We start from the raw sequence: 8,390 nt of genomic DNA on the forward strand, positions 1-8,390 counted from the left end.
AGGTCGCGTGTGGAGGCGGAATGTTTCCCGGTCGGGCGGGGTAGAGAAATCGGCATGACCTCCCCGGCCAAGGCGCAGACCGACCAACCCGACGAAGCGGAGGACGGCAAGCTCAAACGCGGGATCACCGGGCCGCTGCTCTACCTGTTCATCCTCGGCGACGTGCTCGGTGCCGGGATCTACGCGCTGATGGGCGTGCTGGCGGGCGACGTCGGCGGTGCGTTGTGGGCGCCGCTTCTGCTGGCGCTGCTGCTCGCGCTGCTCACCGCCGGTTCCTACGCGGAACTGGTCACCAAGTACCCCAAGGCGGGCGGCGCGGCGGTGTTCGCCGAGCGTGCGTTCCGCCGCCCGCTGGTGTCGTTCCTGGTGGGCTTCTGCATGCTCGCCGCCGGCGTGACCAGCGCGGCGGGTCTCGCCCTCGCCTTCGCCGGCGACTACCTCGCGACCTTCATCGACGTCCCGGCCGTACCGGCGGCCATCGTGTTCCTGGCCCTGATCGGGTGCCTGAACGCGCGCGGGATCAGCGAGTCGGTGAAGAGCAACGTCGTGATGACGGTGATCGAGCTGACCGGCCTTCTGATCGTCGTCATCGCGGTGTCGGTGATGGTGGGCGGCGGCCGCGGCGACCTTGGCCGCGTCACCGAGTTCCCCGACGGCGCCACGCCCGCGCTGGCGATCTTCAGCGGAGCGATCGTCGCGTACTACTCGTTCGTCGGCTTCGAGACCTCCGCGAACGTCGCCGAGGAGATCCGCAATCCGAGCAAGGTGTACCCGACGGCGCTGTTCGGTGCCCTCATCACCGCGGGCGTGCTCTATGCCCTGGTCGGAGTCGCGAGCGCGATAGCGCTGCCCGCCGACGAACTGGCGAAGTCCTCGGGACCGTTGCTCGACGTGGTCGGCGCGTCCGACGTCGGAGTTCCCGACTGGGTGTTCAGCGCGATCGCGCTCGTCGCTGTGGCCAACGGCGCGCTGCTGACGATGATCATGGCCAGCCGGCTCACCTACGGTATGGCCGAGCACGGCCTGCTGCCGAGCGTGCTCGGCCGCGTGCTGCCGAAGCGGCGCACACCGTGGACCGCCATCGTCGCGACAACCGCGGTGGCGATGGTGCTCAGCATGCTCGGCGATCTGTCGACGCTCGCCGAGACCGTGGTGCTGCTGCTGTTGATCGTGTTCATCTCCACCAACATCGCGGTGCTGGTGCTCCGGCGCGACAGCGTCGAGCACCCGCATTTCCGGGTGTGGACGGCGGTGCCGGTGCTCGGCGTCGCGTCGTGTGTGCTCCTGCTGACCCAGCAGACCGCGAAAGTGTGGCTGTTCGCCGCGATACTCGTCGCGGTGGGCGCCGTGCTGTATCTGGTCGCCCGGGTGGCCACCCGCAAGGTCGACGCGTGATCAGCGCTTAGCTACGGCTCCACGCAGGAACTGTGTTTGCGCGCTTTGTGTTTCGTCGATGAGGATCGCGGCGTCGGTCGCGTAGCGGTCCAGCATGTCCGCGTCCGAGCGGCGGTAGGCCTCGGCGTCCTGCGAGTACACCATGAGCGTGCCCAACAGCCGCTCCGACGTCCGCAGCGGTGCGAACAGCACGCTGCGGGCACCGATCTCGGCCGCCTGCTCGACCCACGCCGGCCATTCTGCCGCCTCCGGTGAGCCGATGGCTCCCACCACCGTGCATCCGAACCACGCTGTCGCTGCGGGGTTTTCGTGATGACGGTCGAACAATCCGTTGAGCTGGTCGGCGATTGGGTCGGTGGCCACCGAGGTGATTCGTCGCCCGGTCGTCGTGAGCAGGGTGACGCCGCCGCCCATGGAGACACCGACTTCCTCGGCGGCGCGGTCCGCGATGAACCGCAACGTTCCGGTGAGCGTCCTCGCAACGGTCGCGGGCCACCGGTGAAGGCGTGCGACCGCGGGGTTCGCGGTGAGCTGTGAGGTAACCAAGTCTGTCCGATCGTCGATAGGTATCGCAGAAAGTTCGACACGACATACCCGGGGCCGTTACGGCCAAACGCATGAAAACGGCCGGCGCGGGATAAAAGGCCAACACGGCGCACGACCGTGGTCTACGTTCGCGCCGGTGACTCGGAGTTCGAAAGGGGGGACGAACATGGCGGAACTGTCGACATGTTCGCAAGGCACGCGCCGGGCACATGTGAGGGCCGCGCTTATGCGGTCGGCGCTCGTGGTGGCGGTGCTGGGCATGGTGGTCGGCTTCGGCGCGGGACGGGCCGCCGCGTTTCCCGGAGGCGACGCCGCGGGCGCACTGACGGTCGGCGGGTTGAACCGCACCTATCAGGTGCACGCACCGCCGGGGTCGAACAACCCCGCCGGGCTCGTGCTGAACCTGCACGGCGCGGGGATGACGGGGCAGGCGCAGGCCGGGGCCACCAACTACAACGCGATCGCCGATCAGTACGGCTTCGTCGTCGCCTATCCCGACGGCATCGACATGAGCTGGGCCGACGGGCGGGGCGCCTCGCTGCCCGACCGCCAGGGCGTCGACGACGTCGGCTTCCTGGTCGCGCTCGTCGACCGCCTTCGCCAGGACTACGGCGTGGACCCGGGTCGCGTGTTCGTGACCGGAACCTCGGCGGGGGGCTTCATGGCGTCGCGGCTGGCATGTCAACGCGCCGACGTCTTCGCCGCCGCGGCGCCCGTCGCGGCCACGCTGGCCTCCGGATTCTCGTGCGCACCCTCGCAGCCGGTGTCGGTGCTCACGGTGCACGGCACGTCCGACCCCGTGGTGCCGTTCGGCGGTGGCCCGATGCTGGGGCGCGGCGGAGCGAGCGACATCGTCTCGGCCGCGGCGATGGCGCAACGCTGGCGCGACATCGACGGCTGCCCGGCGCCGGCCGAGCAGGTGCAGGGCAACGTCCATCGGTTCGTGGCCACCGGTTGTGCGGCCGGGACCGAGGTGGAGTTCGTCCAGATCGACGGTGGCGGCCACGTGTGGCCGGGAGGTCTCTTCGCGCCGTTCGACGCCTCCCAGGCGACCGGTCAGTTCTTCGCCACCCACGGCAGATGACCCGCCGGTCGGTTCTACGGTAGGGAAATGAGCGACGACGCCCCCGGTATCACCGGTATCCATCACATCTCCATCACCGTGACCGATCTCGAGGCCAGCCTGGCGTGGTATCAACGCCTGCTCGCGGCCGATCGGGTGCCGATGAAGTTCCCCCACTACGAACGCGAAGCCACCGGATACGGCGAACTGCTGATCGAGCCGCGCTCCGGCGTCGTCATCGGCCTGCACACCAACACCGGCAACGACGGCAACCGATTCGACGAGGCCCGAACGGGATTGGATCACGTGGCCCTGAACGTGGCGTCGCGCGCCGAGCTGGACGCATGGACGCGACGGCTCGACGAACTCGGCATCGAGCATTCCGGTGTGCGGGCGGCCGATGAGCCGTTTCCGTTTGCGACCGTGGTGTTCCGCGACCCCGACAACATCCAGCTCGAGCTGTTCACCACCGGCTGACCGTCAGGAGGTCAACCGCTCCACGAGAGAGCGCAGATCGCTGAACTCCAGCGAGGTGTTGCCTCGTGGCCGCCATCGACAGGATCCTCGCGGCGGAACCCGCCTCGTACAGAGGGTTATCGGGCATGCCGGAAAACTAGCTCGTCGTGCACCGTCGCGGCCTAGGCTGCGGGCCATGTCAGTCGACCGCGCCGCGCTCCTCGCGGGCAGTGTCCGCTTCGCATCCGGGGTGTCGTTTCTGGTCGATCCGCTCCGGGCCAACCGGCTCTGGGGTGACCCCGAGGAGCCGACGCCGACGACGCAGCTGCTGCTGCGCTCGATGGGCTACCGCGACGCACTCATCGGGGGGCTGCTTCTGGCCTCCGCCGTGCGCGGTCGCGATACCCGGGGGTGGTTCCTGGCCTCGGGCGGTGCGGACGCGGCCGACCTGCTGGGCGGCATGGGTGTGCACCACGAGATGAAGCGCTCGCAGAGGGTGATCGGACTCGGGGGTGCGGTCATCGGCATCGGCGTCGGTCTCTGGGGCGCGCTGCGACGTCCACAGCGCAGCGAGGACTGAGCTCAGCGCGTCAACAGCAGACAGCCGGCGATCGGCCCGCCGCCGGCCGCGGCGACCGCCACCTCAGGCCGACGCGACACCTGCCGGTCACCGGCCTGTCCGCGCAGTTGCAGACACGCCTCGTGCAACAGCCAGTAGCCGTGCATCCGGCCCGCCGACAGCTGGCCTCCGTAGGTGTTGAGGGGCAACTCGCCGTCGAGCGCGATCCGCGTCGCGCCTTCGACGAACGGCCCCGCGTCGCCGTCCCCGCAGAACTCCAGCGCCTCGAGCCACGCGAATGTCAGAAAGGTGAAACCGTCGTAGAGTTCGGCGATGTCGACGTCCGACGGTGTCAAGTCGGTGCGCGACCACATCTGAGCCGCCGCATCGGTGGACGCCATCTTCGGGAAGTCGTCGCGGTGGAACCACCCGCCCGAACCATATGCTCCGCCAACGGCTTCCACCGCAACTGGAGTCTGGGGGCAGTCCGCCGCGTAGTCGGCGTGCGAAATCACGAACGCGATCGAACCGTCGATCGGCACATCGCAGTCGAACAGGCCGAATGGTGTGGACACCGGCCGCGCCGCCAGGTAGTCCGCCATGGTCATCGGATCGCGGTAGGCGGCAAGCGGATTGAGCGCGGCGTTGGCCCTGCTGTTGATCGCGAGCCAGCCGAGCTGTTCCTTCGTCGTCCCGTACAGCTCCATGTGCCGGCGGCAGTGCATGGCCAGCCAGTTCGCCGCCGAATACGCGTGCGCAGCCAGCAGTTCGTCGATGTCGCCGAACGGTCCGAGTCTGCGCCGGGCACCCGGTTCGCGGGGCTCGATCGGCGGATTCGCCAACGGGTTGGGTCCAGCGGTCGGCGGTGCCTGCGTCATCGTCCCGCCGAGCATCTGCACGGTCCGATACACCAGCACATGGCGTGCTCGTCGCTCGGACACCGCCACCATCGCCGACATCACCGGCGTGAGCACACCCCCGGTGGGGAAACCGTAACCCTGGTCGACCGCTGGGCCGCCCAGTGCCGCAACGACTTCGGTCAGCGGCGTGTCTCCGAAGGTGACGATGCCGTCGATGTCGTCGGGGGTGAGACCGGCATCGGCGACGGCGCCCCGCGTCGCCTCCATCGTCAGTTCGATTCCGGGGATCCCGGTGCGTCGGCCGATGCGGGAGATGCCGAGCCCGCTGATGATCGCGTCCTTCTCGAACGTGGTCAATCGGCCACCGCCTCGTCTCGTCGCCGCCCGAATGCCCGTCGCGCGGCGGGGTTCCTGTGATACTCCCGCTCGAGACTGTACGTTCTGAAGGCGTGTCCGACGACGTGCCACCCGCCGCGCCCAGAATGCTGCCCGGCCTCGACGAGCACAACAGCGCGTTCTGGACCGGTGGGCGGGACAACCGGCTGCTGATCGCGCGCTGTGAGCGTTGCCCGCGGTGGGTGTCGCCGCCGGCCGCCGACTGCCCCGACTGCGGAGGAGAGCTCGCCCCGCGACCGGTGTCGGGGCGCGGCACCGTGTTCACCTACACCGTCAACCACCAACCGTTCAATCCGGCGGTTCCGCTCCCGTACGTCATCGCGATCGTCGAGCTCGACGAACAACCCGGGCTGCGGATCGCCGCCAACATCGTTGACTGTCAACCCGATTCGGTGCGCGTCGGCCTTCCGGTCGAGGTTCGTTTCGAACGCCAGCACCGCGACGGCGAGACGGTCTACGTGCCGGTCTTCGTGCCGCGGTGAGGCTCAGGCGCCACGTTTGAGGCGGGGTGTCGTCGCGGGCGTAACGGCGGACGGGCGGCGCCGGCGCCGAGTGCCCGCCTCGACCTCCACACCGTCGGAAGCCGGTTCGCGCACCTGCTCACGGAGCCGGCGCAGTGCCTGTGCGAGCAGCCGCGACACGTGCATCTGCGAATAGCCCATGCGCTCGGCGATCTGGGTCTGCGTCATGCTCTCGAAGAAACGCAGCATCAGCACGGTCTTCTCGCGCTCGGGCAGCGCCGCGATCAGCGGACGCACGGTTTCGAGGTCGACCACCTTGTCGATGTTCGGATCGATGTCGCCGAGCGTGTCGCCCACCGAGCGGAACTCGTCGTCGGCGGAGGCCTGAACGTCGGTCGACAGCGTGGAGTAGTTGCTGCTGGCGATGGTCGCCTCCATCACCGCCTCGCGTTCGATGCCGAGGTGTTTGGCGACCTCGGACGGCGTCGGCGCCCGGCCGATCTGCTGGGACAACTCCGCGCGGGCCTTGACCAACTGCCCCTGCAGGTCCTTGAGCCGGCGCGGAACCTTCACCGCCCAGCCGTAGTCCCGGAAGTGCCGGCGTACCTCGCCCATGATGGTCGGAATCGCAAACGACAAGAAATCGGCACCGTTGTCGTGATCGAAGCGGTTCACGGCGTTCACCAGTCCGACGCGAGCGGCCTGCACCAGGTCATCGATCGGCTCACCGCGGTTGCGGTAACGGCGCGCTACGTGGTCGGCGAGCGGCAGCGTCCGGGCGACGATCGCCTCGCGCTGGCGCCGATGGGGGAGTGACCCCTCCTCGAGCGTCTTCAGGCGGCGGAACATGTCCGCCACGTCTGCGTATTCAGAGTTCGCCTCGGACACCACACAGGCTCCTAACTCCCGACCCTGCCGTATGGATCGCACGGCTCGGATCTGAACCTGTGGTTGTTGCGGTTTACCCCCTCGGGTGGCTTGTCGAAACGTTGCCCGTCGGGGTCCTCGACCCAGCGTAGCCGTCGACGGGCGCGTGCGTGGTCAACCGGCGAATTCGCGCGCCTTGCTCGGCGTGTTGACGCGCATCGCGTGCTTGCCGTAGGGCCGTTGCCTCGTGAGCCGGGCCGGTGCGGTGACCAGCGGGCTGTCCCAGATCGCACCCGTGAAAACCGCGGCGCCCAGCGCCGTCAAACCTGCCATCGCGACCAATGTGTCGGGGTCCATGCCTCTGGGATTACCCACCGGGGGCGGATACGATTCCCGCCGCGGAGAAAAAGTTTGCTCGGCGTCAGCGGGCGCGGTGAGCGAGCAGTTCGGCCCGATGGATCACCAGGCTTTTGCCGTAGACGGTGATCCAGCCACGGTTGACGAACTCGGACAACGCCTTGTTGACCGATTCCCTTGAGGCGCCGACCAGTTGGGCTATCTCGGCCTGGGTCAAGCCGTGGTCGACGCGCAACTGCCGATCTTGGCGGGTACCGAAACGCTGGGCGAGGTGAAGCAGTTGTTTGGCGATTCGGCCGGGCACGTCGGTGAAATTCAGGTCGGTGATGAGGTCTTCGGCACGCCGCAGATTCCGCGCCAGGAGACGCATCAACTGCTCGGTGATGTGTGGGCTGTCGTCGATGCAGGCGTGCAACGCGTCACGGTCGATGACGGCGACGAGCACGGGGGTCAGGCCCGTGGCCGAACCGGTGCGCGGCCCGGAGTCGAACACGGACTCGGCGCCGAAGATCTCCGAAGGGCCGAGGACGCCGAGCAGTTTCTCGGGAAAGTCCGCGCATCGCCACCCGATCTTGACCTTTCCGTCGATGACGACGTAGAGGAGACGATCCCGTTGGCCTTCGTGGTAGATGCATTGGCCCGGTGCGTAACGGTCGTAGGAGAAGCGGCGGATCAGCGTCGCCCTGTCGGCGGGTTCCAGTCCCCGGATGATCGCCGAGCGCGCCAGTACGGCTTCGCTGTCATGCGCCACGGCTTTCTCGGCCGTGGCACCGGCGGCCATCAGCATGCCCACTCCCAACCCTGTTGAGCGCGGGGCTACCCCGCTGGGGAAGTGGTAAACGCTAACCGCGCGAAGTCGTGCCGCTCGAAACCATTTCGGGAGGTTCGGCGGGCTCCAATGCGGTGCCCTCGATGTCGACGTCGGGCACGTACTTTTCAAACCACCGCGAGTGTGCCCACATCCGCCGGCCCACGATGCTCATGATGGCCGGGATCAGTGTGAGCCGAACGACGAAGGCGTCCAGGAAGACTCCGACGGCGAGGGTGAGTCCCACGGATTTGATGATCGGGTCGCCGCCGGCAAGGAACGCGATGAACACCCCGAACATGATCAGTGCGGCGGAGGTGACCACCCGGGCGGAGAGGCCGACCCCGTTGCGCACGGCGTCGAGCGCATCGTCGGTCCGGCTCAGTTCCTCCTTCATGCGCGAGACGACGAACACCTGATAGTCGCTGGACAGGCCGAAGATGATGGCCAGCACGATGATCGGAAGGAAGCTGATGGTCTCGCCGGGTGTGATGCCGAGAAGGTCGGCGCCCCAACCCCATTGGAACACCGCGACCTGCACGCCGAGCGCTGCGAACACCGAGAGCAGAAAGCCCAGGATCGAGGTCACCGGGACGAGCGCTGCGCGGAACGCGATCGTCAG

Annotated in this window: 11 protein-coding genes; 5 read left to right on the top strand and 6 right to left on the bottom strand. The window is 68.0% G+C overall.

The features are described 5' to 3' along the window. Positions 1-54: 54 nt before the first annotated feature. Complete coding sequence (locus tag A5752_RS13470) at positions 55-1,395, top strand: APC family permease (protein ID WP_067086035.1); 1,341 nt, start codon at positions 55-57, stop codon at positions 1,393-1,395. Here A5752_RS13470 and A5752_RS13475 read toward each other — a convergent pair whose 3' ends face one another. Then, positions 1,396-1,941, bottom strand: coding sequence for a GAF domain-containing protein (locus tag A5752_RS13475; protein WP_067086037.1), 546 nt, complete (start codon positions 1,939-1,941; stop codon positions 1,396-1,398). Between the two features lie 226 nt (positions 1,942-2,167). Here A5752_RS13475 and A5752_RS13480 point away from each other — a divergent pair, with 226 nt between their 5' ends. The 3 genes from A5752_RS13480 (at position 2,168) to A5752_RS13490 (ending at position 4,040) form a co-directional block, all read left to right on the top strand. After that, complete coding sequence (locus A5752_RS13480; RefSeq protein ID WP_082963877.1) at positions 2,168-3,025, top strand: extracellular catalytic domain type 1 short-chain-length polyhydroxyalkanoate depolymerase; 858 nt, start codon at positions 2,168-2,170, stop codon at positions 3,023-3,025. 27 nt (positions 3,026-3,052) lie between these two features. Then, positions 3,053-3,481 (top strand): VOC family protein, encoded by a 429-nt coding sequence (locus A5752_RS13485; RefSeq protein WP_067086043.1) that lies wholly within the window; start codon positions 3,053-3,055, stop codon positions 3,479-3,481. A gap of 175 nt (positions 3,482-3,656) precedes the next feature. Further along, positions 3,657-4,040 (top strand): DUF4267 domain-containing protein, encoded by a 384-nt coding sequence (locus A5752_RS13490; RefSeq protein ID WP_067086047.1) that lies wholly within the window; start codon positions 3,657-3,659, stop codon positions 4,038-4,040. A gap of 2 nt (positions 4,041-4,042) precedes the next feature. On the opposite strand, the gene A5752_RS13495 is transcribed toward A5752_RS13490, so the two are convergent. Next, the gene (locus A5752_RS13495; protein WP_067086050.1) at positions 4,043-5,236 is read right to left on the bottom strand and encodes a thiolase family protein; all 1,194 of its coding nucleotides are present in this window, start codon (positions 5,234-5,236) and stop codon (positions 4,043-4,045) included. A 92-nt stretch (positions 5,237-5,328) separates the two neighbouring features. On the opposite strand from A5752_RS13495, the gene A5752_RS13500 reads away from it, so the two are divergent. After that, on the top strand, positions 5,329-5,757 hold the full coding sequence (locus A5752_RS13500) for a Zn-ribbon domain-containing OB-fold protein (RefSeq protein ID WP_067086052.1): 429 nt from the start codon (positions 5,329-5,331) through the stop codon (positions 5,755-5,757). Positions 5,758-5,760: 3 nt separating this feature from the next. On the opposite strand, the gene A5752_RS13505 is transcribed toward A5752_RS13500, so the two are convergent. The 4 genes from A5752_RS13505 to A5752_RS13520 form a co-directional block, all read right to left on the bottom strand. Next, entirely contained in the window at positions 5,761-6,624 is an 864-nt protein-coding gene (locus A5752_RS13505; RefSeq protein ID WP_082963878.1) for a SigB/SigF/SigG family RNA polymerase sigma factor, read from the bottom strand. Positions 6,625-6,777: 153 nt separating this feature from the next. Next, positions 6,778-6,960 (bottom strand): hypothetical protein, encoded by a 183-nt coding sequence (locus A5752_RS13510; protein WP_067086055.1) that lies wholly within the window; start codon positions 6,958-6,960, stop codon positions 6,778-6,780. A 64-nt stretch (positions 6,961-7,024) separates the two neighbouring features. Further along, on the bottom strand, positions 7,025-7,741 hold the full coding sequence (locus A5752_RS13515) for a Crp/Fnr family transcriptional regulator (protein ID WP_067086065.1): 717 nt from the start codon (positions 7,739-7,741) through the stop codon (positions 7,025-7,027). 61 nt (positions 7,742-7,802) lie between these two features. Continuing rightward, positions 7,803-8,390: MMPL family transporter (locus tag A5752_RS13520; RefSeq protein ID WP_156613833.1), on the bottom strand; the 588-nt coding region annotated here is incomplete at its 5' end.

It is taken from the genome of Mycobacterium sp. 852002-51961_SCH5331710, from assembly GCF_001665535.1.
Lineage (GTDB): Bacteria > Actinomycetota > Actinomycetes > Mycobacteriales > Mycobacteriaceae > Mycobacterium.

What these genes read in the sequence shown, in the direction of transcription:
- A5752_RS13490 (WP_067086047.1), top strand. Translation starts at nt 3,657, where the DNA reads ATGTCAGTCGACCGCGCCGCGCTCCTCGCGGGCAGTGTCCGCTTCGCA.
- A5752_RS13470 (WP_067086035.1), top strand. Translation starts at nt 55, where the DNA reads ATGACCTCCCCGGCCAAGGCGCAGACCGACCAACCCGACGAAGCGGAG.
- A5752_RS13515 (WP_067086065.1), bottom strand. Translation starts at nt 7,741, where the DNA reads ATGGCCGCCGGTGCCACGGCCGAGAAAGCCGTGGCGCATGACAGCGAA.
- A5752_RS13480 (WP_082963877.1), top strand. Translation starts at nt 2,168, where the DNA reads ATGCGGTCGGCGCTCGTGGTGGCGGTGCTGGGCATGGTGGTCGGCTTC.
- A5752_RS13485 (WP_067086043.1), top strand. Translation starts at nt 3,053, where the DNA reads ATGAGCGACGACGCCCCCGGTATCACCGGTATCCATCACATCTCCATC.
- A5752_RS13510 (WP_067086055.1), bottom strand. Translation starts at nt 6,960, where the DNA reads ATGGACCCCGACACATTGGTCGCGATGGCAGGTTTGACGGCGCTGGGC.